A 23721-nucleotide genomic window follows, 5' to 3' on the forward strand; every position below is an offset into this window, starting at 1 on the left:
CCATGATCCGTGATGAACGCCTGAGTGAGACCGCCGACACAGCAGCAGACGATCCACGCCGCCGCGTTTTTCAAATCGGCTGCGGTGTTTCGTCTAATCGTGGCACCGCATCGCACGATGCGGCGGTCATCGAGGAGCGCATTCGTGAAACCGATCGATCGGATCGCGCCGGCCCGTCTGAAGGCCGGTGCTCGCGTCGCGAAAAGCGACGCACGGCGGATCGCCACCACCTTCGCGATGTGCTGCGCGCTCGCCGCCGCCGCCGCCCGCGCCGATGCGCAATCGGCCCAATCGGCGCAGCGCACGCGCGACGAAGCGCCGACGCCCGCCGCGCGCCAGGCCGAAGCCCGCGTGCGCGACGCCGAAACCATCGCGACGCTCTCGCAAGAAGGGCGCCTTCTGCTCGCGCGCGATCAGGTCAAGCTCGACGGCTACGCGTACTGCAGCATGTCGGTGGCGGCGGCGGAGCGCGGGGATTTTCGCGAGAGCATCGAGGCGGCGTCGCGCGCGCTCGTCGTCGCCAAGGAGACGGACAACGCGAACCTCGCCGCGCTGTCGCGTCGCGATCTGGCCATCGCCTACAGCTACGCGGGCGATCTCCCCGACGCCGAACGCTACGCGAAAGAGGCCATCGCCGCGGGCGCGGGCAATCCGCAGCAAGTGCTCGCGCCCGCGCACAAGGTGCTCGGCGACATCGCGGCGCGGCGCGGCGATCCGGCCGCCGCGCTCACCGAATATCGCGCGGCGCTCGCGACGGCTTCGGCGCGGTATCGGCCGATGGTGCTGCTCTCGATCACCAACGCGCAAATCGCCGCCGGCGATGCAGCCGGCGCGCGCGCGACCTTCGCGGAAACCGGCGGCATCGACGACACGCTGCTCGCGCCGCTCAGGAAACGCATCGAAGGCAATCTGCTGCTCGCCGAGCACAAGCCGCAACGAGCGCTCGACGCGTTCGCCGCCAGCGCCGCGAAAGGCGGCTCCGACGCCAGCTACGACAAGCTTTGGGCGCAGGAAGGCATGGGCCGCGCATACCTCGCGCTCGGCGACCGCGCGAAGGCGCGCGACGCGTGGCTCACCGCGCTCGACGAATCCGAGTCCATCCGCGCACGCTTTCGCAGCGACGAGTTCAAGACCGGTCTCTTCTCCGATACCCAAACGGTCTTCGAGGAAACGATCGCGCTCGTCGTCGAAGACGGCGATTACGCAGAGGCCTGGGCGCTCTCGGAAAAGAGCCGCAGCCGCGCGCTGCTCGACGTGGTGCGCAACCGGCTCGCATCCAGCGTCGGTGAAACGCAGCTCAACGGCCGCGCGCTGTCGCTCGACGATGTGCGCGGCGCGCTCAAACCCGGCGAGGCGATCGTCGAATATCACGGCCTGACCGACAAGATGATCGCGTGGGTCGTGCGCGCTGATGGCATCCGGGGCTTCACGCTGCCGATCGCGCGCCGCGACATGGCGCTCGCCGTCGACGACTTTCGCGGCGCGATCGTGCGCGGGCGGCCGCAGGCGCTCACCTACGGCGCGAAGCTCGACGCGCTCCTCATCGCGCCGCTCGGCCTGCGTCCGGGCGAACGGCTCATCGTCGTGCCGAACGGCGCGCTGCACTACATGCCGTTCCAGGCGCTGAAAAACGCGGACGGTTTTCTGATCCAGCGACACGCCATCGCGCTCGCGCCATCGGCGAGCGTCGCCGTGCAGCTCGTGCGGCGGCAGCAGCGCGTCGCGAGCAATCTCGTCGCGTTCGGCAATCCGCGCATTGCGCCGGAGTTCGATCTTCCGGGCGCGGAAGCCGAAGTCCGCGCCATCGGCCCGCTCTTCGCGCAGCGCGAAGCCTTCCTCCACGACGACGTTACGCGCAAGACCTTCAGCGACAACGCACCGGCGGGCCGCATCGTGCATGTGGCGACGCACGCGCAAGCCGACACCATCGATCCGCTGCATTCCCGCGTGCTGCTCGCGCCCGCCACGCAGCCCGCCGACGGTCCCGACCCGATGCTCGCGGAGGACATTTACAACCTCAAGTTCGATTCCGTCGCGCTCGTGACCTTGTCCGCGTGCGAGACGGCGCTCGGGCGCATCGAGCGCGGCGACGAGATCATGGGCTTCACGCGCGCGTTCTTCTACGCGGGCGCATCGGCGCTGCTCGTATCGATGTGGCCCGTCGCCGATGAATCCACCGCGCTCACCATGCGCACGTTCTACGGCGGGCTCACGAAAGGCGAAGAAGCCATCGACGCGATGCGCGATGCACAACTCGCCGTGCTCGCCGACAGCAAGTTCGCGCATCCGTTCTACTGGGCGCCCTTCGATCTGATGGGCAACTGGCGGCTTTCGGTCGCGCGCTGAACGTTCCGCTTCAATTCGCTTCACTTCGCCTGATTTTCGATAACGACGCAGCCGTGAACGACGCCATGAATTCCTTCGCTATCCGTATCAATCCGCGTCGGCGCAAGCTCGCGCGCGTGGCCGGCGCGAGCATCGCGTGTGCGGGCGCGCTGTCGGCGTGGGCGCAGCAGGTGCCGCTTCCCGGCACGCAGCAGACGCCGAGCGCCGGCACGCTGCTCAACGAGCAGCCGCGTCCTTCCACCGCCGCGCCGCCGCCCGGCGCCACGAGCGCGCTGCCCGCGCCGCCGCCCGCCGCGCCGCCCGCGCCCGAGGGCCGCAAGTTCACGTTGAAGAGCATCCGCTTCGCGGGCAACGAGTCGCTGCCGTCCGACGCGCTGCTTCCGCTCGTCGCCGACAAAATCGGCCAGGAAGTATCGATCAACGATCTCAATGCGATGGGCGCGCGCATCGCGGCGGCGTATCGGGAGCGCGGGTATCCGCTCGCGCAAGTGGTGATTCCGCCGCAGGACGTGACGCAAGGCGATGTGCTCTTTACCGTGCTCGAAGGCAAGATCGGGCGCGTGCGGCTGACCGTTGCGCCCGGCGCGCCGATCAAGGAGTCGATGGTGCGCGCGCGGCTCGCCGCCATCGAGCCGGGCAAGCCGCTGAAGCAGGCGGAACTCGAACGCACGATGCTGCTGCTGTCGGACTTGCCGGGCATCCGCGTGAGTTCGGCGCTGGAGACGGGCAGCACGCCTGGCACCGTCGATCTCGGCGTGACCGTGGAACCGGTGCGCCGCTGGAACTTCGCGGTCGCCGTCGACGACTACGGCGCGGCGCCCGCCGGCCGCTGGCGGCTCGGCGCGGTCGGGCGGCTCGCGTCGCCATTCGGTATCGGCGACAACCTCGACCTCAACCTGCTCGCCGCCGAACGCGCCGATACGGTCTACGGGCGCATCGGCTACGACGCACCGATCAACGCGTACGGCACGCGCGCGGGCATCGCGTATTCGCATCTGTACTACTACCTCGGCCAGAACTTCTCGGCGCTCGACGCCCACGGTGAAGCCGATGTCGTGACCGCGTCGGTGTCGCATCCGCTCATCCGCTCGCGCAGCCAGAACCTGCTGCTGCGCGGCGCGCTGGAGTATCGGTCGCTCACGGACAAGATCGGCAGCGTGAGCTTCGAGAATCCGCAAAAGCTGTACGTGGCGAGCGTCGGGCTGTCGTACGAAAGCCGCGACAGTTTTCTCGGCGGCGGCTTCAACAGCGCGGACGTGCAGCTTTCGTTCGCGCATCTGAACATCGATTCGGCGCTCGCGGAGCAGGTCGATCAGGGTCCGTTCGGCCGCCACGCCCAAGGCAACAGCGTGCGCCTGACGATGCAGGCCAACCGCCTCAACGCGATCACCCCGAAAACCAGCTTCTTTCTCGGCATGTCGGGGCAATGGGCGAACCAGAACCTCGACAGTTCGTCGCGCATCACGCTCGGCGGGCCGCGCGCGGTGCGGGCGTATTCGCCGTCCGAGGCGGTCGTCGACGAAGGGCTGATCGGCACGGCGCAGCTTCGTTACGCGGTGATTCCGTCGCTCACGCTGTCCGCGTTCTTCGATATCGGCGTCGGCCGCTACAACGCGCGCTCGATTCCCGGACAAGGCGCGAACACGGTGACGCGCAGCGGCGCGGGCATCGGCGCGTTCTGGAACGGGCCGTACGGCATCACGGTCGACGGCAGCATCGCCTGGCGCACCACCGGCCCCGACACCACCGGCGACGACAAGCTGCCGCGCGTGTACGTGCAGGTGTCCAAATCGTTTTAGGGTCTGTGAAGGAGCGCGCAATGAACGACACCACTTGCCTTCGGACCCGCAGGCATCGCCGCGAATGGGAACGCGCGATCCGGCGTTTCGCGAAACGCGCCGCGCGTCATGCGGGCGCCGAGCTGAAGGCGTCGGCGCTGTTGCCGCTCCTCGTGCTCGTCGCCGCGCCGGGCGCGTTCGCGCTGCCGGTCGGCGAGCAGGTGCAGGCGGGCAACGTCGCGATCAACCGGCCGAGCGCCACCGCGATGACCATCACGCAAGGCTCGCAGAAGGGCATCGTCAACTGGAACGGATTCTCGATTCAGGGCAACGAGCGCGTGGACATTTCGCAGCCGTCGGCGCAGGCGGTGCTGCTCAACCGCGTCGTGGGCAACGAGGCGAGCCGCATCGCCGGGCAGCTCAACGCGAACGGGCAGGTGTTCCTCGTGAACCCGGCGGGCGTGATGTTCGCGCGCGGAGCGTCGGTGAACGTGGGATCGCTCGTCGCCTCGACGCTCGGCATTTCCGACGACGCGTTCCTCGCCGGCAAATACCGCTTCACGCAGGGCGGCGCGGCGGGCAGGAACGTGTCGATCGAACCGGGCGCGGCGATCACGGCGTCGACGGGCGGCGCGGTCGCGCTGCTGGGCGCGCAGGTGGACAACAGCGGCCACGTCAGCGCGACGCTCGGCAAGATCGCGATGGGCGCGGGCAGCGACATCACGCTCGACTTCGCGGGCGACGGCCTCACGATGCTGAAGGTCAACGACAAGGTCGCCAACGCGCTCGTGAACAACGCGGGCGTGCTGGAAGCGGACGGCGGGCAGATCGTGATGTCGGTGCGCGCCGCCGACGAAGCCGCCGCGAGCGTGCTCAACCAGACGGGCACGGTGCGGGCGAGAAGCGTGGAGGCGCGCAACGGGCGCATCGTGCTCGACGGCGGCACGTCGGGCGTGACGGAGATCGCGGGCAGTCTCGACGCCAGCGCGCCGAACGGCGGCACGGGCGGGCGCATCGACGTGACCGGGCACGATGTCGCGCTGATGGACGGCGCGCGCATCGACGCGAGCGGCGCACAAGGCGGCGGACGCGTGCGCGTGGGCGGCGGCGCGGCGGGCAGGGAGGCGGACATCGCGAACGCGGACGGCCTGTGGATGAGCCCGAATGCCCACGTACTCGCCGATGCCCTCGCCGCCGGCGATGGCGGCAACGTCGTGATGTACGCGACGCAGGCGGCGCGCGTCTACGGCGAACTGTCGGCACGGGGCGGGGCGGGCGGCGGCAACGGTGGGCGCGTGGAGACGTCCGGCGGCTATCTGGAGACGAATGGCAGTCAGATTCACGTCGATGCCCCGATGGGCCGCGGCGGCGAATGGCTGCTGGACCCGGCGAGCCTGCTGATCGTGAGCACGCAGCCAAGCACGCTCGGCACGGCGGTATCCGCGCTCGATACGGGCGCGAACCGTGTCACCTTTTCACCCGGCGCGACCGATAGCAGCGTGCTTGCGCAAGACATCAGCAATCAGCTCAACAGCGGCAGTTCGGTCACGCTTTCGACGAGCAACGGCGGCACGGGCGCATTCAACGGCGACATCACGATGCTGGGCGGCACGAGCATCACGAAAACCGGACCCGCTGCCGCCAACGACGCCACGCTCACGATGAGCGCCAACGGCTCGATCACGCTGCTCGGGACCATCGGCGGGGCGTCGGTGGCGCAGGAGGGGATTCCGAGCGCGCCGCCGAACGGAAGGCTGAACGTCGTGCTCGACGCCAACACGGGCGGCGCAGCGGCGGGCGCGAGCCGCATCGTGCTGTCGGGGGCGTCGATCAGCACGAACGGCGGCTTTCTGACCATCGGCGTGCCGCAGGCGCAGGCCGGCACGCCTGCCGCCGCGACGAGCTTCGACGGCGCGGCGGTCGGCATCGCAAATTCGCTGATCGACACACGCGTGCCGCAAGGGCCGGGCGGTCTCGCGAGCGGTTCCATCACCATCAACGGACAAGGCGCGCTGACCATTCCGAACACGAGCTTCGGCATCAGCGACACGTTCCTCGGCTTTCCCACGAGCACGCCGCTCGCGGCGGTCAACATGCTGAATTCGTCGCTCGCCACGTCCGTCAGCGATATCTCCGTCAGCGGGCAAGCGGGGAATGCGTCGCCGGTTGCGCTGGGCGGCGTGTCGATGAGCGGCGCGACGCAGCTCAGCACGACGAGCGGAAACATCGACATTCGCGGCGTCGCGCAAGTGGTGCCGACCGTGTCGACGGGGCTCTCGACGGGCGTGTCGGGCATCGGCGTCGCGCTCATCCCGACGACGGGCAGCACCGTGCAGGCGCCGAGCCTCGTCACGCAGTCGGGCGCGATCAGCATCGACGGCACCGCGCCGGACGTGACGGCATCGACTTCGGTGTCGGGCGCGGGCGTGGGGATCGAAGGCGCGACCATCAGCACCGCGACCGGCGATGTGTCGGTCACGGGCCGCGCGCCTGCTTATTCCACCAACGTGCTGGCGGGCAGCAGCCGCGTAGATGGCGTGGACCTCGCCGGCACGCGCCTCGCAGCGGGCGGGCGCATGCTCGTGCAAGGCACGGTGCAGCCCGCGCCGGGCGTGCCTGTCGGCGTGCCGGGAACGGGCGTTTCGGTGACCGGCAACGCGAACGCACCGACGGCGATCACATCGGCCAACGCGGACATACGCATCTTCGGCGGCGGCAACGCGCTGCCGGGCGTGTCGATGCAAGGCGATATCGGCGGCGGCAACGTGCGGCGGGTGGATGTCCGTACGACCAACGGCGATATCGACATTCGCGGCTACACGACGAATCAGCCCGACGACGGCGTGGTCTTCCCCGGCGTGCAGATCAGCGATGCGTCCGTGACCGCGCAGGGCAACGGCCGTCTGCTGTCGATCACCGGGCAGACGCCCAGCACGTCACCGGCCATCGCGCTCAACAACTCGGTGATTTCGGCGGGACGCGACCCGGACGCCTACGAGACTTTCGACACGGGCGGCACGCTCGTGCTGCGCGCCACGAGCGGGACGAACGCGGCCGCGCCCATCACGATCACGACGGCGCTCTCGACGGTGTCGCCGTCGCTGTTCGCGCCGGGCGGCAATCTCGTGTTCGTGCCGGGCGGCCTCGCGCCGGACACGTTCGATCTCGTCGCGCAGAACGCCACGCCGATCAACGTCGGCGGGACCGCCAGCGGATTCACCATCACGCCCACGGTGCTCGGCCAGATTTCGCCGAACGTGCTGAACGTGCTCGCCGGATCGTCCACGCATACGGGGCCGATCGCGCTGAACATCGAGAATCCCGCGCCGAGCGCGCAGTCGCTGACGCTCGCGAACGGCGGCGCGGGCAGCGAGGGCATCACGCTGCCCGTCGGCTTTTCCGGCAATACGCTGACCTTGCAGTCGGCCGGAACGGTGACGGAAGGCGGCGCGGGCATCCGGGCATCGGCGCTCAATCTCGTCGGGTTCGGCGCGTTCAGTTTGACGGGCGCGCCGAACAGCGTCGGGTCGCTCAGCTTCTCCGGCACGCGCGACGTGACGATGACGAATGCGGGCGACATCTCCATCGCCAATCCCACGGGCGTGACGTTCGATAACGCGACCGGGCGCGTCGTGCCGCCGACGACGGGCGTGGTCCCGACGCTCGCGGGTAGTCTCGATCTGCGCACGACCGCGGGCGTCGCAGGCACCCCGGGCGACATTTTCGTGCCGGTGCCGATCGTCGAAACCGCGAGCGGCGCTTCGACGATCGCGTTTCATTCGAACGGCGTGCTGCACTTGCAGAACGACATCACGTCCACGGCCGGTCCGCTCGATATCGTCGCGGATGCGCGCAACGCGATCATCGCGCTCGGCAATGCGGGCGAAGGCCCGGAGTACCGCATCCGCTTCGCGACGAACGGCGGCAGCGTCGCGATGGGCACGGCGAACGGCGGCACCACCGGCTTCGACGGCGCGACGGTGCAGGTCCATTCGACGGACATCGACACGGGCGGCGGCAACGTCACGCTGCACGGCATCGCGCCGGCGCAGATTTCGACGGGCGACGGCGTGGCGTTCCCCGCGTTCGGCACGGCGTACGGCGTCGATTTGAACGACGCGACGATCCGCTCCGGCACGGGCAGCATCGAAGTGGAAGGCCAGAGCCTGAACGCGGCGGCGAACCCGGGCGGCGGCGTGATCCTTCGCAACGCGGGCAACGCGGCGAGCGTGAATCCGGGGCCGACGCAGCTCGTCTCGCTGGCGACGGACTCGGCGAACCTGACCGATTCGGCGGGCGCCGCTGCGGTCCGTGTCTTCGGCGCGGCGAGCGGCGCGGGCAACAACGGCGTTGCGATGCTGGATGGCGCATCGGTGCAAGCGCCGAACGGAACCGTCGATGTGCGCGGCCACGCGACCGGCGTGAATGGCGTGAATGGCGCGAATGCCGGCGGATACGGCGCGCTGCTGTGGTCCGGATCGATCGCGGCGGCGAACGTGCGCGTCACCGGCTCGACGGATTCGGCGACGCCCGGCTTAGGCATCGGCGCGGTGAACGTGCCGCCGAACGCGGGATTCGCGGCCCCGGCGTTCGGCATCGGCGCGGGCGCGTCGGGCGCGGTCATCCTGCGTTCGGCGAACGACGGCACGGACAGCAGCATCGCCGTGCGCGGCGCGCCCGCGCCCATCGCCGCGCCCGGCGGGACACTCGGCATCGCGCCGGCATCCGTCGATCCGTCGAGCTTCGCCGTGACCGCGCAGAACGACGTGCCGGTCACGCTCTTCGGCACGAGCGCGACACCGGGCCTTTCCATCGACGCGCAGAGCTATCAGGCGTTCTCGCCCGCCATCGCGACGCTCGTGCTCGGGTCGTCGACGCAGAACGGGCGCATCGTGGTCGAAGGCGCGTGCGCGGGCGGCGCGGGTTGCGCCGCGCGGCCCGCCGTCGCGACGAGCCTCACGCTGCAGAACACCGGCGCGAACAGTCAGGGCATCGGTCTGCCGTCCGGCATCGCGCTGCCCGGCAAGACGCTCGCGCTCGATTCGTCCGGTGCCGTGACCGATCCGGGCGGCATCGCGGCGAAAACGCTGCTGCTCGCGGGCGGCGGCAACTTCGATCTCGTCGATGCGGGCAACCGTGTCGAATCGCTCGCGCTCGCGGGCGCGCACGACGTGCGGTTTTCGAATGCGGGCGGCTTCGTGATCGGCGCGGCGAACGCGAACGGACTCGATGGCGCGACCGGCAACGTCGCCCCGATCGGCGGACCGCCCGCGAGCGTGACCGGCGACCTGACCGCCATCGCGGACACTGGCGCGATCGCGCTCGGCGTTCCCGGCGCGCCGACGCCGCTCAGTGCGGGCGGCAGCATCGATCTCGTGATGCAGCAAGCCATCTTCCAGAACGATGCGGGCGGCACGCTGAACGCGGGCAACGCGTGGCGCATATGGGCGCGCTCGCGCAGCGACGAGCGGCGCAACGGCGTGGAACCCGGCGGCACGCTGCCGAACTTCTACGGCTGCCTCTACGGCGGCGTTTGCAGCTGGAACGGGCTGCCGTCGCAGGACGTCGTGCCGGCGAGCGGCAATCACTTCGTGTACGCGGACCGGCCCGTCGCGCGGGTCGTCATCGGCGATCAGGCGCGCGTCGAAGGCACGCCGAACGGCCCGTTCACCTTCGACGTGACCGGGCTGCTCGGCGGCGATCAGCGCGGCTCGGCGATCGTCGGCGACGTGACCGGCACGTCCGCGACGACGAATTCGCCGCCCGGCCGCTATGCGATCAACGGCGCGTTCTCGTCGCCTGTGGGCTACGAGGTGGTCGTCGTGCCGGGCACGCTTATCGTCACGCCGATGGAGTTTCAGGGCGCGGTCTTCAATCGCAGCGGCCTGCAGCCGCTTTTCACGGCGCAGGAGCAGAGCTTCGTCTACGAAAGCAATCTGGGCGGCGTGAACATTTGCGTCGGCACGAACGAGCCGGTCCTCGCGCTGCAACAGTCCGAAGGTCCGGCCGACACGCTCGCGGCGGAATGGAAGCGCGTGCGCTCGCGGCCGAATCTCAACAACTGCCTCGTGGTGAACGGGCAGCACGGCTGCGGCGAGTTCTGAAGAGGAGCCGGCATGATCGACGTCGAACCGCTGCTCGCGCCGACCGCGACCGATCCGCCCGCGGGCATCGACCTGGAATACGACGCGGCGTTTCTCGCGTTCGAAGCGCTCGCGCGCGAGCATCCCACGCGTCAGTTCGATACCCCCGCCGAGCCGCCGCCCTGGAACGACGTGCTCGAACAGGCGGAAGCGCTGCTCGCCCTCTCGAAGGACGTGCGCGTGGCGGTGGCGTGGACGCGCGCGGCGTCGCATGTGCATGGGCTGGCGGGTTTCATCGCGGGCATGCGCTTGCTGACCGGGCTTATCGAGCGTTACTGGGACGGGCTTTATCCGCCGCTCGATCCGGACGAAGCCGGCGACGGCGGCGATGCCGCGCTGCGCATCAACGCGCTCGCGCCGCTCGCGGATGCGTACACGCCGTTCGCCGAAGCCGAAACGCTGCTGCACGATCTGCGCGAATGCGAGGTGTGTCGTGTGCACGGCGAGCGCCTGACGGTGCGCGACATGCTGGTCGCGCAGGGACGGCTCGCGCCGCAGGAAGGCGCGAGCGCCGCGAGCCTGCCGCGCGTGGAAGGCATGCTCGCCGATGCCCTCGCGCACGATCCCGCCCTGCGCGCCGATGCGCTCGATCTGCCGCGTGCGGTGGAGGCGCTGGCGGCGTGCATCGGCGGGAAGCTGGGCGCGGCCCGCGCGCCGTCGATGAGCGCGTTGACGACGACCGCGCGCTACATCGCCGCGCCGTTTCGTTCAATGACGCCCGTCGATGTTCCGCACGAAACAGCCGAAGCGGAAGAACCCGCGCCGCCGATGCATCGCGGTGTCGCGCGTTCCGGCGAGATTGCATCGCGCGAAGCGGCCATCGCCGCGCTCGATGCGGTCTGCGCGTTCCTCGAACGCACCGAGCCGACGAGTCCCGCGCCGCTCTTGATTCGACGCGCGCGCGGGCTGATCGGCAAGGACTTTCTCGCGGTGATGCAGGACCTCGCGCCCGACAGCCTCGCGCAGATTCATCTGATCGCGGGCACGCGGCCCGAGTGACGGTTCGGTGACGCTTGAAATTGCCGCCGCGACGTTCGTCTACTGAGCAGCAAGCATGGAGAGAATGCGATGAGCGGACGCGATTTCATCGAGCCTTTGACGATGCCGGTCGTCGAAGGCGCTCGCATCGGCGAGCTCGTGGGCTTCAGCGGCGAGGGCGCGCGTCCGCTCGTCGTGTACGCAGGGCAGCCGGGCGGCGCGGCGCTCGTCGCACGCACCGTCGCCGATGTGCGCGGCGCGCATATCGGGCGCGAAGTGCTGTTGATTTTCGAGGCGGGCGATCCGGCGCGGCCCGTCATCATCGGATGCCTTCAGGCGGATGAACCGTGGCCGCTCGACGAAGCGCCCGCGCAGGTCGAAGCGGACGCGGACGGGCAAAGGCTCGTGGTGACGGCGAAGGAAGAGATCGTGTTGCGCTGCGGGCAGGCGAGCATCACGCTCACGAAGGCGGGCAAGGTGCTGATACGCGGCACGTATGTGTCGAGCCGGTCGTCGGGCGTGAACCGCATCAAGGGCGGATCGGTGCAGCTCAATTGACGCCTGCGAAGATGGAACTGATCAACGCCACCCGCATGATCGCGGGCTACACGATGGGCACCGAGCCGAGCGGGCGCGAGTCGCTCGTGGTCGTCGTCAAGGGCACGTTTCGCCTGCCCGCGCCGGGCGAAGCGGTGCGTCTCGCCGATGAACAGGCGCCGCTCGTCATGGCCGATACCTTCACCGGCGAGCCGGGATTTTCCGCGCCGTACTACGAGGTGGACTACGCGCCGCACAAGCCGCGCTGCGACGTGCTGCTGCTCGGCTGCGCGCACGCGCCGGGCGGACGTCCCGCGACGCGCGTGCCGGTGGCCTTGCGCGTGGGCAACATGGTGAAGCAGTTCGCGGTGGTGGGCGATCGTGTGTGGCAGGCGGGCGCGACGCGCATCGAGCCGAGCGCGCCGGTGCCGTTCGTATCGAAGCCGATTACCTACGATTGCGCGTTCGGCGGCATCGATCAGGAGCACGAAGATCCGATGCAGCATGCGGCGTTCATGGCGAATCCGGTCGGGCGCGGGTTCCGGCGGCATGTGCGGCGCGAATGGGTCGATGGGCGCTTGCTGCCGAATACCGAGGAGCTGGATCGGCCGGTGATGCGTCCGGACGAGGCGTATCGGCCGATGTCGTTCGGGGTGCTCGGGCGCGGCTGGGACGCGCGGTATCGGCACGCGGGCACGTACGACGATGAATGGATGGAGAAGCACTTTCCGTTTCTGCCGCCGGATTTCGACGAGCGCTATTACCAGGCCGCGCCCGAGGATCAGCAATTGGTGAAGCCTGTGGGCGGTGCCGAAGTGACGCTGATCAACTTGACTGCCGATGGAAGGCGCAGCTTCGCGCTGCCGGATTTCGAAGCGCCGGTGCTGGTGGTGCCGAAGCATGGCGAGCCGGAGGATTATCGGGCGGGCGTCGATACGATCGTGTTCGAGCCGGAACTCGAGCGGTTCACGATGAGCTGGCGGGTACGCAGACCGCTCAGGAAGAACATGTTCGAGGTCGCGCGGGTGCTGGTGGGGCGGAAGGGGAGGGAGTGGTGGCGGGAGTGGGAAGCGGAGGCGTTTCCTGTTCCGATCGTGGCAATGCAGACCGATGCGCGCGGGGGAATGCGATGAACGATCGCGCGGTCGGCATCCTCAGCACGGGACTCGTGACGAGCGCCGGATGGTCCGCGCCTGCGACGTGCGCCGCGATCCGCGCGAAGATCAGCAATGCGACGGAATCGCCGTTCATCGATTGCCGAGGCGAATGGATCGTCGCGCATCAGGTGCCTTTCGGGAGTCCGTGGCGCGGCCGAACGAAGCTCGCATACATGGCCGCGATGGCGATCGGCGAATGTCTCGAAGGCGTGCCGAAGACGGAGTGGCGGAACACTCCGCTCCTGATGTGCGTGGCGGAAATGGATCGGCCCGGGCGCACGAGAGGCCTCGATGACACGCTCCCCGCACGAATCGCCGATGCGCTCGAAGCCGAATTCTCCTCCGCGTCGCGCGTGATTCCGTGGGGGCGCGTGAGTGTCGCTGTTGCAATGGAGGAGGCGCGCACGCTGTTGCATGAGGGGTGCTGCGAACACGTCGTGATCGCCGCCGCGGATAGTTTGCTGAACTGGAGGACGCTGCGCGCGTTCGAGGATCGCGAGCAGCTTCGAACGTCATCGAATTCGAACGGCTTCATCCCCGGCGAAGCGGGCGGCGCGGTGCTCGTAGGACGATGCCATTCGACGCAGGGCCTCTCGTGCGTCGCGCTCGGCTTTGGCAAGGAGGACGCGCACATCCACAGCGAAATGCCGCTTCGCGCCGATGGCATGGCCGCCGCCGTGAAAATCGCGTTGAGCGACGCGAACCTCGACATCGTGGACTGCGATTTCCGTATCTGCGATTTGTCCGGCGAGCAATATTATTTCGACGAAGCATCGCTGACGGTCGCGCGATTGCTTCGCGCGCACAAGGAGACTTTCCCGCTCTGGCATCCCGCCGAATGCATGGGAGAAACCGGCGCGGTAGCGGGTATTGGCGTCATCGCGACGGCTCATTCGGCTTTCCAGAAGCGCTATGCGCCCGGAGCAAGGATTCTCGCGCACTTGAGCAATGATGCCGGTGAACGGGCGGCCATGATCTTTCACGCAGCGGTTGCGCAATGAGCACCGAGGTCTACGCCAACTCAAGGGAAATATCCGGAAAGGCCGCCGACGGCAAGTCGATTTGCGCGCTGCCCGACACATGCTTCACGCCGCCGCAAACACCGGCGACGCCACCGGGCGTGCCCGTGCCGTATCCGAATTCCGCGTTCTCTTCCGACACCACCGACGGGTCGAAGTCAGTGAAGATCGGGGGCGAAGAGATCATGCTGAAGGACGTTTCCTCGTTCAAGAAGAGCAGCGGCGACGAAGCGGGCTGTGCGCCGAAGAAGGGCGTGCTGAACAGCAAGATATCGGGCAGCGTGTACTTCATCTCCTGGTCGATGGACGTCATCGCAGAAGGCGAGAACCTTCCGCGACACCTCGACAAGACGACGCACAATCACGCCTGTCCGACGGCTAACGAAGGGGCGCCGTGGATTCATGTCACGGCGCTGCATCCCGACGCCAAGCCCGATCTCGTACCGTGCGAGGCGAAATGCAACACCAAGGAATTGAGCAAGGAGAAGAAGTCCAATCTTCGAAAACAGCCTGAATACGAAACGGCCAAGGACAAGGTGAACAAACCGAAGCCGCTCACCTGTCCGGTTTGCAAAGAGGGACGGGATAAGTTGTCGCCCGATCATATTGTTCCGGTCACTCACGTGACGGCGATGAAGTTCTTCGCCTGCCTGCCGACGTCCGAGCAAAGCAAGATCGTGAATCATCCCAACAACTTTGTCGGTATATGTGGATCGTGCAACAGTTCAAAAAGCGGCACGTTGTGGCACAACTGGTTCGGGCACAAGGTCAGGCAAAAGGTGTGGGACGAAGCAAGCATCAGGCAGCCGGCGATCAAGGCCACGGACACGTTGTTGCATGACCTGCAGATCATGATCAGCCAGGCAGATTGTCCTAAATGACGATGAAGGAGATGACACGTGAACGACTTCGATGAGTTGACCGAATTCGTGGAATGGGAAGGCGATGTCGAATGGATCGAGCTTCCCGCCGATGCCGCAAAACTCGCGGCGCTGAACGTTCCCGCAGCGTGGCATGCGGCCCTGACGCAATCGCCGGACGTCGAGTCCTGCGTTCTCGAATTGTGGTCGGGTCTGGCCGCCGTCATGCCGCGAACGCGCGCTGCCTTTTCGAAGAAAGCCGTCGCGCTCGCGCTGCTGCGCACAAACAAGACACCGTTGTCGCTGGTCTATGTATTCGATACGGGAACCATCCTGACCGCTCGACGCGGCTATCCGCCGGTCGACGCGCTGCCCGACATTGCCCGGAAATTTCCGGTCGATCTGTCGCCGCTATACGCGCTTCACGACGGACTGACTCACTTCGCGAGCGGAGATGCCGGCCCGATGCCGAGCGATGAATGGGAAACGCTCCAAGACCCCGAGTCGGGCGAAGAAACGCTCGTCAAGATTCTGATGGACGGCAGCGAGATGCTCGGCTTCAGTATCTCGGAGCCGCAATGTCCAGCCTATTTCGTCCAGCCGGAAGACGATAGCGTCGAGCAGATCGATGACGTTTGGGCGTTGCTCGATGAAATCCTCGCCGCTCCGATCGAGAATTTTTGACCCGTCTGCGCGCGCGACCGGGAGAAGAGCGTGCCCACCGTCCTCCCCATCCTCCACCAACACATCGAAGACGCCGCGTGCCTCCGCACGACGCGCTCGTCGCTCGTGCGCGCGCCCCACGTCAAACTGAAGCACCTCGCCCGCCTCGACGATCGCATCGCCGCGCACCTCGACGGCATCGCGGTGGCGGGTCGCGTCGGCGCGCAGATGTCGATGCAAGCGCTCGATCGCACCGGCCGGGGCGAACTCTTCACCGCCGCCGTCGGCTGCATCGAAACGCATGCTGACAAGACGCTCTTACAACTCATCGCGTTGAGCGAAGCCGTGCCCGCCGCGCGATCCGGCCTGCATTCCGCGTTCGGCTGGGTGTCCGCGAGCCGCCTGCAGGAAACCGTCGGCGCTTTGCTCGCCAGCGACGATCCGCCTGCGCAACTCGCCGGTCTTGCCGCCTGCGCGCAGCATCGCGTGGATCCGAAGCGCGCGCTCGACACGTTAATCGCTTCGGAAAACACAGCCGTGCGCGCCCGCGCCCTGCAATGCGCGGGGGAAATAGGCCGCATCGATCTGCTCGCCGCCTGCATCGCTCAGCTCGACGATGACAACTCCGCCTGCCGCTTCCACGCCGCGCAATCCGCGCTGCTGCTCGGCGACCGCGCCGCATCGCTCGATGTTCTGCGCGAGGCTGCGCCCATCGACGCCGCCAGCGCATTGCCGCCAGCCGATGCCCGCGCGCTGCTCGAAACCCTCGCCGCGAAGCCGAACAGCAAGCGCCTGCTGATCCGGGCGATCGCACATGCCGGCGATCCGCGCTACATCCCCTGGCTCATCGATCTCATGCCGGACGACGTGTTCGCGCGCATCGCCGGGGAGAGCTTCAGCTTCATCACGGGCGCGGACCTCGCCTGGCTCGATCTGGAACGTAAGCCGCCCGAGCGTCTGCCCGCAGGCCCCAACGACGACCCGGACGATCCCGATATCGCGATGGACGAAGACGACGGCGCGCCGTGGCCCGACGCCGAAAAGATCGCGCAGTGGTGGCAAGCCAACGCACCGCGCTTCGAAAGCGGCAGGCGCCATCTGTGCGGCGCGCCGCCATCGAAAGCGCATTGCATCGGCATCCTCAAGGACGGCTATCAACGTCAGCGCATGGCCGCCGCGCGCCATCTCTGCTTGCTCGAACCCGGCTCGGTGCTCTTCAACTGCGCCGCGCCCGCATGGCGCCAGCAACGCAAGCTCGCCGCGCTTTAAATCCGCGCGCCGCTCGTTCGTCTTGAAAGCGTGACCTCATGCTCACGCGAAGGAGTCGTCATGGCAACCAGCAGTCAGAAGTTCATCGGCCGCAATCGCGCGCCGCGCGTGCAGATCGAATACGACGTCGAAACCTACGGCAGCGAGAAGAAAATTCAGCTTCCGTTCGTCATGGGCGTGATGGCCGATCTCTCCGGCAAGCCCGCCGAGGCGCTGCCGCCCGTCGATCAGCGCAAGTTCCAGGAGATCGACATCGACAACTTCGACAGCCGCATGAAGGCGATGCATCCGCGCGTCGCGTTCCAGGTGCCGAACAGGCTCACCGGCGAAGGCAATCTCAGCGTCGACATCACGTTCGAGAACATGGACGACTTCTCGCCCGCCAACGTCGCGCGCAAGGTCGATGCGCTCGCCAAGCTGCTCGAAGCGCGCACGCAGCTCGCCAATCTCGTCATCTTCATGGACGGCAAGAACGGCGCGGAAGAACTCATCGCGCGCGTGCTCGACGATCCCGCGCTGCTCGCCACGCTCGCCAAGGCCACGCCACCCGCCGCTGCGACGCCTGCCGCTTCCGCCGCGACCGATGGCGCCGCCACGGCCGCCGCCGAATGAGCCCTGAAAGGAACCGACATGTCCGACATTCCGCAATCCGCCGCGCCGTCAGCCGAAGCGTCGTCCGCGCTGCAGGGCGCGACGCTCGAAGGCGACGACCTCGCCGCGCTCCTGAATCGCGAGTTCCGTCCGAAAAGCGACGAAGCCAAGAGCGCCGTGCAGACGGCCGTGCAGACGCTCGCGCAGCAGGCGCTCGCACAGACGCAGATCGTTTCCGGCGATGCCATCCGCTCCATTCAGGCGATGATCGCCGAAATCGACGCGCGCCTCACCGCGCAGGTCAACGAGGTGATGCATCATCCCGACTTCCAGAAACTCGAAGGTTCGTGGCGCGGGCTGCACTACCTCATCAACAACACCGAAACCGACGAGATGCTCAAGATTCGCGTGATGAACATCTCGAAGAAGGATCTCGGCAAGACGCTCAAGCGCTTCAAGGGCGTCGCGTGGGATCAGAGCCCGCTCTTCAAGCAGATCTACGAGCACGAATACGGGCAGCTCGGCGGCGAGCCGTTCGGCGCGCTCATCGGCGATTACTACTTCAACCAGACACCGCCCGATGTCGAACTGCTCGGCGAAGTATCGAAGATCGCGGCGTCGGCGCACGCACCGTTCATCGCCGCTGCCGACCCGAGCCTCTTGCAAATGGATTCGTGGCAGGAACTCGCCAATCCACGCGATCTCACCAAGATATTCGGAACGCCTGAATATGCCAGTTGGCGTTCGCTGCGTGCGTCCGAAGATTCGCGCTACATCGGCCTTGCGATGCCGCGCTTTCTCGCGCGCGTGCCATATGGCGCGCGCACCGAACCCGTCGATGAATTCGACTTCGAGGAAGACACCGGTTCCGCCGATCACACGCGCTATACGTGGGCCAATTCCGCCTACGCGATGGCCGTGAATATCAACCGCTCGTTCAAGCTGTATAGCTGGTGCTCGCGCATTCGCGGCGTGGAATCGGGCGGCGCGGTGGAAGGCTTGCCCGTGCACAGTTTCCCGACCGACGACGGCGGCGTCGACATGAAATGCCCGACCGAGATCGCCATTTCGGACCGGCGCGAAGCGGAGTTGGCGAAGAACGGCTTCATGCCGCTCATTCATCGCAAGAACTCGGATTTCGCGGCGTTCATCGGCGCGCAGTCGCTGCAAAAGCCGTTCGAATACGAAGACCCCGACGCCACCGCGAATGCCGCGCTCGCCGCGCGCCTGCCGTATCTCTTCGCGTGCAACCGCTTCGCGCATTATCTGAAGTGCATCGTGCGCGACAAGATCGGCACGTTCAAGGAGCGCGCCGACATGGAAGGCTGGCTCAACAAGTGGATCACGCAATACGTGGACGGCGATCCCGCCAATTCGTCCGAGCACACGAAGGCGCAGAAGCCGCTCGCCGCCGCCGAAGTGAAGGTGCAGGAAGTGGCGGGCGCGCCGGGCTATTACACATCGACGTTCTATCTGCGCCCGCATTATCAGCTCGAAGGGCTGACGGTCTCGTTGCGGCTGGTGTCGCGGCTGCCGTCGGCGAAGCAGGCGGCCTGATTTTTTTCGATGTCACGATGCCCGCGATACATCACGTCGCGGGCATCAGCATGACGGTGGTCTGCGACGCATCGCCGATCCACACCGCGCTCGCCGTGAAGTTGTCCTGATTCGGGCGCGCTGCCTCGCGCAAATGCGCCACCATCAGATCGAGCCACGCGGCGGGCGTCGCGGCGCGGCCGATCGCATCGATCATCACGGATTCGTCGAGATATTCCCAGAAGCCATCGGTACACAGCAGGAAGGCATCGCCTTCGATGATGCTGAACGGCTCCTCCGACGCCGCGATCGACAAATCATCCGCCGTGCCGAGCGCCGAGAACAGCACGTTGCGGCGCGGATGGCCGCGCACGTCGCGCGTATCGAGCAGGTTCGCGTCGATCATGCTCTGCACGAGGCTGTGATCCTGCGTCTGCACGACGGTCGCGCCGCGCCGGAAACAATAGAGCCGCGTGTCGCCGCAATGCGCCCACGCCGCGATGCCCGCCGCCTGATCGATGCCGAGCAGCACCGCCGTCGAACGCATCTGCGCGAGTTCGCGATTGTGCTCTTGCGCGTCGATGATCGCGTCGTTGGCGCGCAAAAGCACGCGCAACAGATTGAGCCCGGTAAGCGCGATGCCCGTCGCCGCCACGCGCGTGAGTTCCGCGAGCACGGTTTCGACCGCGATGCGCGAGGCCGCATCGCCGCCGCCGTGACCGCCCGCGCCGTCCGCGACGACGCTCGCGAAAAGCGCGCCGTGCCGCCACTCGCCGTAGGCGTCCTCGTTGCGCGACCGGCCGCCTACATCGCTCACGCTCGCGGTTTGCAGTTGCATGTCGTGTCTCGGGTTATCGGCGGCCGCGCCGTTGCAATTCGTCGATCTGCGCTTCGTACGCCGCGACGAACGCGCGGCCGAAGAGCGTATGGAAATCCTCGGTGGCCTCGCGCGAAAGCTGGCCGTACATCTCGATGAACAGGTCCCAGCAGCGCGCGCGGCGGGTGAGGCCGGGCAGCAGGCCGTCGAGCATCGAACGCCCTGACATGCGCGCCTCGATGCGCGCCGGCTCGAAGCGTTCAAACACGCCGTCGAGCGCCGCGCGCATGCCCGCGACCATGCCGACCTGATGCGCGCGCAGGTCGGCGTAGGCGTCGTCGAGCGCGGCGGCGGGTGGCATGAAGCCGCGCATCGGCGGATTGAGCAGATGCGCGAGCGCCGCTTCCACGTTCGGCGAGAACTTGAGCGGATTGTTGTCCGATACCGCGATCATCGTCGCGCCGGTGCGCATTTCGCGCTTCGTCGCGGCGCGCGCGGCGAGCAGTTCGAGCGTGCCGCGCGTCGCTTCGCGCAGCAGTTCGCCGACGAGCTGCATCAGCGCGGGCGAGAGCGCGTCGATGCGCACGCCGGGCGCACCGAGGCCGCGCAGGAAGGCATCGACGAGCGCGCGATGGTCGGCGGGCGCGGGCGTCGGGGGCGGCGGTGGCGGCGGTGTCGGTGTCGTACGGGCGCGGGGCGGCGTGAACGCGCTGTGCAGTTCGGAACCTGCATCGGATTGCGTCGCGGGCGGATCGATGCGCCGCGCCGCGCCCGTCAGGCTGGCGAACGGATCGGCGTCGTGCGCGGTATTCGGCAGCGAGACGGGATCGATGAGCGGATCGACGAGCGGATCGGTAAGCGGCTTCAGATCGAACAGTTCGTCGATGGAACGCTTCGACGCGGGATCGTCGAACGAAAAGTTGAACTTGCCGCTGGCTTGCGGCAAAGGCGCGGGCTGCGCGCGAAGCACGTCGGCGTCAGGCGCGGCGTCGAAGAGACCGGCGAAAGGATCGTCGGAAGGGGCGCCGCCGCTCACCGTGTCGTCCTCGCCCGATACCTCCGCGCGCAACTGATACCCGCCGATCTGCACTTCGTCGCCGTGCTTGAGCGGCACGTCCTGTCCCGGATCGAGCGGGGCGCCGTTCACGAGCGCCGGATTGCTGCCGCGGTCGATGAGCCGGTAGCGCCCGTCGCGCCACACGATCTGCACGTGCAGGCGCGACACGGTGCGCTCGGCGTCGTCGAGCACGAGGCGGTTCGTGACCGCGCGGCCGACGGTGCCGCCTTCGGTATCGAAGGTCGCCGCGAGCGGCACGCGCGGCGGCTGGCCGTTATGGAGCGTCACCGTGAGCGTGAGCATGGTTCCGCCGATTCATTCGAACGCGTAGACGAAGTCGTCCGCGCTCGCGGAAAGACGGATGTGCGCGAGCGCGCGGCCTTCCGTGAGACGCGTCAGATACTCCATCGAAATGCGCGGCAGCACGGTGTTGGTGAGCAGCGCATCGATCACGCGCCCGCCCGATTCGGCTTCCGTGCATCGAGAGACGACGAGCCGCACGGCGTCATCGTCGTAATCGAACGGAATGCCGTGATTGTCCGCGACGCGGCGGCGAATGCGCCCCAGTTGCAGGCGCACGATGTCGGCCATCATCGCGTCGGAGAGCGGGTAGTAGGGCACGGCGACGAGCCGCCCGAGCAGCGCGGCGGGAAACACGTCGAGCAGCGGCGGGCGCAACGCGCGCGCGAGCGTCTCGGGCGCGGGGAGATTCGCAGGATCGCGGCACATCGACATGATCACGTCCGAGCCGACATTCGACGTGAGCAGGATGATCGTGTTCCTGAAGTCGATCGCGCGGCCTTCGCCGTCTTCCATCCAGCCCTTGTCGAAGACCTGGAAGAAGATTTCGTGCACGTCCGGATGCGCCTTCTCCACTTCGTCGAGCAACACGACGCTGTACGGCCGGCGGCGCACCGCCTCGGTCAGCACGCCGCCCTCGCCGTAGCCCACGTAACCGGGCGGCGCGCCCTTGAGCGTCGATACGGTATGCGCTTCCTGGAACTCGCTCATGTTGATGGTGATGACGTTCTGCTCGCCGCCATAGAGCGTTTCCGCGAGCGCGAGCGCGGTTTCCGTCTTGCCGACGCCCGACGTTCCCGCGAGCAGGAACACGCCGACCGGCTTGTCCGGATTGTCGAGCCGCGCGCGCGATGTCTGGATGCGCTTCGCGATCATGTCGAGCGCGTGACGCTGGCCGATCACGCGCCGGTCCAGTGCATCGGCGAGATTGAGCACGGCGGCCAGTTCGTTCTTCAGCATCTTGCCGACGGGAATGCCGGTCCAGTCCGCGACCACGCCGGCGATCACGCCCGCATCGACGCTCGGCAGGATGAGCGGGGCATCGCCCTGAAGCTCGGCGAGTCGCGCTTTCAGTGCGGCGAGTTTGGAAAGCAGCGCGTCGCGGGAATCGGATGGCGCATCCACGGCCTTGCCTGCTTCGCGCAGCGCCGCGCGCAGCGACAGCAGCTCATCGACGACGCGCTTCTCCTCGTTCCAGCGCAGCTCCAGCCCGCCCAAGGCGTCGCGTTCGCGGGCGAGCATCGCGGCGACATCGGCGGCGCGCGTGCCGGTATCGACGCCCGCGTTCGCCTCGCGCTCCACGATCTGCGCTTCCACTTCGAGCGCCTCGATGCGGCGGCGGCAATCGTCCACTTGCGGCGGTGTCGCGTGCTGGCTGACGGCGACGCGCGCGCACGCGGTGTCCACGAGCGATACGGCCTTGTCCGGCAACTGCCGCGCCGGAATATAGCGATGCGACAGCCGCACCGCCGCCTCGATCGCCTCGTCGAGCAACTGCACGCGATGATGCCCTTCGAGCACCGCCGCCACGCCGCGCAGCATCCGCACGGCCTTGTCCTCCCCGGGTTCGTGAACCTGCACGACCTGAAAGCGCCGCGTGAGCGCGGGATCTTTCTCGATGTGCTTCTTGTACTCGGCCCACGTCGTCGCGCCGATGGTGCGCAAGTCGCCGCGCGCGAGCGCGGGCTTCAGCAGATTGGCCGCGTCGCCCGTGCCCGCCGCGCCGCCCGCGCCGACGAGCGTATGCACTTCGTCGATGAAAAGAATGACCGGCTTCGGGCTTGCCTGCACTTCCTCGACGACCTGGCGCAGACGCTGCTCGAACTCGCCTTTCATGCTGGCGCCGGCCTGCAGCAGCCCGAGATCGAGCGACAGCAGCGCGACTTCGCGCAAGGGCGGCGGCACGTCGCCGCGCACGAGCCGTTGCGCGAAGCCTTCGACGACCGCCGTCTTGCCGACGCCGGCTTCGCCCGTGAGCAGTGGATTGTTTTGCCGCCGCCGCATGAGGATATCGACGAGCTGGCGGATTTCATCGTCGCGGCCCGTGACGGGATCGAGCATGCTGCGGCGCGCTTTCTCGGTGAGATCGGTCGTGTATTTGCGCAGCGCTTCCTGGCGGGCGTCGCCGCCTTGCGTCGCGTCGCTTTCGGGCGCGGATGCGGGCGCGTGCGGCTCCTCTTCACGATCCTCGACCGAACCGGCGACGATGCGCGCGAAGTTATCGGAAAGATCGTCGGGCTTGATGCGCTCGAACTGCCGCGACATGCCGAACAGCACGCTGCGCAGGCGCTGTGTCTTCAGCATGCCGACGAGCAGATGCCCCGTGCGGACTTTCGTCGCGCCGAAGAGCAGCGTGCCGTAGACCCAGCCGCGCTCGATGGCGTCGGTGACGTGCTCGGAGATATCGGAAATGGAGGTCGCGCCGCGCGGCAGGCGGTCGAGCGTCGCGGTCATCTCGCGCGAAAGCACGGCGGCGTCGATGCCGTAATGCGCGGCGATCCGCTGCCAGTCCGAGTTCGGCGTCTCGATGATCTGCGTGATCCAGTGCGCAAGCTCGACATACGGGTTGCCGCGCATCTTGCAATAAACCCGCGCGCCTTCGACGGTCTTGTAGCCGAGCTTGTTCAGCTTGCCGAACAGCGCGACGCGACTGATTTCCGCCATCGTCCG

At 67.6% G+C, this 23721-nt stretch carries 15 protein-coding genes; 12 read left to right on the forward strand and 3 right to left on the reverse strand.

What is annotated here, in order from left to right; genetic code table 11:
* Positions 1 to 144 precede the first annotated feature (144 nt).
* The 12 genes from AWB72_RS09425 to tssC all read left to right on the forward strand — a co-directional run bounded on the left by AWB72_RS09425 (position 145) and on the right by tssC (position 18898).
* Entirely contained in the window at positions 145 to 2346 is a 2202-nt protein-coding gene (locus tag AWB72_RS09425; protein WP_244285569.1) for a CHAT domain-containing protein, read from the forward strand.
* Between the two features lie 65 nt (positions 2347 to 2411).
* Positions 2412 to 4145, forward strand: a complete 1734-nt coding sequence (locus tag AWB72_RS09430) for a ShlB/FhaC/HecB family hemolysin secretion/activation protein (RefSeq protein ID WP_087128045.1) — start codon at positions 2412 to 2414, stop codon at positions 4143 to 4145.
* 20 nt (positions 4146 to 4165) lie between these two features.
* Entirely contained in the window at positions 4166 to 10228 is a 6063-nt protein-coding gene (locus AWB72_RS09435) for a two-partner secretion domain-containing protein (protein WP_087128019.1), read from the forward strand.
* A 12-nt stretch (positions 10229 to 10240) separates the two neighbouring features.
* Positions 10241 to 11266, forward strand: a complete 1026-nt coding sequence (locus tag AWB72_RS09440) for a type VI secretion system protein TssA (RefSeq protein WP_040050080.1) — start codon at positions 10241 to 10243, stop codon at positions 11264 to 11266.
* A gap of 69 nt (positions 11267 to 11335) precedes the next feature.
* Positions 11336 to 11803 carry a DUF6484 domain-containing protein gene (locus AWB72_RS09445; RefSeq protein WP_052449824.1) on the forward strand — a complete coding sequence of 156 codons (468 nt, stop codon included), beginning with the start codon at positions 11336 to 11338 and terminating at the stop codon, positions 11801 to 11803.
* Positions 11804 to 11814: 11 nt separating this feature from the next.
* Positions 11815 to 12915: a DUF2169 family type VI secretion system accessory protein gene (locus AWB72_RS09450; RefSeq protein ID WP_040050079.1), complete on the forward strand. Its 1101-nt coding sequence runs from the start codon at positions 11815 to 11817 to the stop codon at positions 12913 to 12915.
* Positions 12912 to 13940 carry a 3-oxoacyl-ACP synthase gene (locus tag AWB72_RS09455; protein ID WP_040050078.1) on the forward strand — a complete coding sequence of 343 codons (1029 nt, stop codon included), beginning with the start codon at positions 12912 to 12914 and terminating at the stop codon, positions 13938 to 13940. Before AWB72_RS09450 ends, AWB72_RS09455 begins: the two co-directional genes overlap by 4 nt.
* Complete coding sequence (locus AWB72_RS29645) at positions 13937 to 14839, forward strand: DUF4150 domain-containing protein (RefSeq protein ID WP_052449823.1); 903 nt, start codon at positions 13937 to 13939, stop codon at positions 14837 to 14839. The genes AWB72_RS09455 and AWB72_RS29645 overlap by 4 nt, the downstream gene beginning before the upstream one ends.
* A gap of 18 nt (positions 14840 to 14857) precedes the next feature.
* Positions 14858 to 15502, forward strand: a complete 645-nt coding sequence (locus tag AWB72_RS09465) for a hypothetical protein (RefSeq protein WP_040050077.1) — start codon at positions 14858 to 14860, stop codon at positions 15500 to 15502.
* A 30-nt stretch (positions 15503 to 15532) separates the two neighbouring features.
* On the forward strand, positions 15533 to 16750 hold the full coding sequence (locus AWB72_RS09470) for a TIGR02270 family protein (RefSeq protein WP_040050076.1): 1218 nt from the start codon (positions 15533 to 15535) through the stop codon (positions 16748 to 16750).
* Positions 16751 to 16810: 60 nt separating this feature from the next.
* The gene (gene tssB, locus AWB72_RS09475) at positions 16811 to 17362 is read left to right on the forward strand and encodes a type VI secretion system contractile sheath small subunit (RefSeq protein ID WP_040050075.1); all 552 of its coding nucleotides are present in this window, start codon (positions 16811 to 16813) and stop codon (positions 17360 to 17362) included.
* An 18-nt stretch (positions 17363 to 17380) separates the two neighbouring features.
* The gene (gene tssC / locus AWB72_RS09480; RefSeq protein WP_040050074.1) at positions 17381 to 18898 is read left to right on the forward strand and encodes a type VI secretion system contractile sheath large subunit; all 1518 of its coding nucleotides are present in this window, start codon (positions 17381 to 17383) and stop codon (positions 18896 to 18898) included.
* Between the two features lie 31 nt (positions 18899 to 18929).
* Here tssC and AWB72_RS09485 read toward each other — a convergent pair whose 3' ends face one another.
* From AWB72_RS09485 to tssH, 3 genes are read right to left on the reverse strand one after another with little or no spacing between them, the layout of a single operon-like run.
* Positions 18930 to 19715, reverse strand: a complete 786-nt coding sequence (locus AWB72_RS09485; protein WP_087128021.1) for a PP2C family protein-serine/threonine phosphatase — start codon at positions 19713 to 19715, stop codon at positions 18930 to 18932.
* 13 nt (positions 19716 to 19728) lie between these two features.
* A complete protein-coding gene (gene tagH, locus AWB72_RS09490; RefSeq protein WP_040050072.1) occupies positions 19729 to 21054 on the reverse strand; it encodes a type VI secretion system-associated FHA domain protein TagH in 1326 nt (441 codons plus the stop codon).
* A 12-nt stretch (positions 21055 to 21066) separates the two neighbouring features.
* The gene (tssH, locus tag AWB72_RS09495; RefSeq protein ID WP_040050071.1) at positions 21067 to 23715 is read right to left on the reverse strand and encodes a type VI secretion system ATPase TssH; all 2649 of its coding nucleotides are present in this window, start codon (positions 23713 to 23715) and stop codon (positions 21067 to 21069) included.
* Positions 23716 to 23721 lie beyond the last annotated feature (6 nt).

Source organism: Caballeronia concitans (assembly GCF_001544615.1).
GTDB classification, from domain to species: domain Bacteria; phylum Pseudomonadota; class Gammaproteobacteria; order Burkholderiales; family Burkholderiaceae; genus Caballeronia; species Caballeronia concitans.